A 281-nucleotide genomic window follows, 5' to 3' on the forward strand; every position below is an offset into this window, starting at 1 on the left:
GTGGAATAGTGACCGGAATAAAGCTTATTTCGTCACCCGCTTTAAGTTGACCCATTTTCCACAAGTCAGCTTTAATGATGGTAGCCGGACAAACAAAGCCGCCTAAACTTGGGCCATCGGGTCCTAGTATTACGGGCATATCACCAGTGAAATCGATGCTGCCAACGGCGTAAGCATTGTCGTGAATGTTAGACGGATGCAAGCCAGCTTCACCGCCGTCTGTGCGTGCCCATTCAGGTTTTGGCCCGATTAAACGCACGCCAGTTCGGCTAGAGTTAAAG

General features: G+C 49.8%; 1 protein-coding gene. It reads right to left on the bottom strand.

Annotated elements, in window-relative coordinates; all coding sequences use genetic code 11:
* Window positions 1–281: hypothetical protein (locus tag Q4528_RS13585; protein WP_303522073.1), on the bottom strand; the 281-nt coding region annotated here is incomplete at both ends.

The organism is Staphylococcus pasteuri (assembly GCF_030547725.1).
Lineage (GTDB): Bacteria > Bacillota > Bacilli > Staphylococcales > Staphylococcaceae > Staphylococcus > Staphylococcus pasteuri.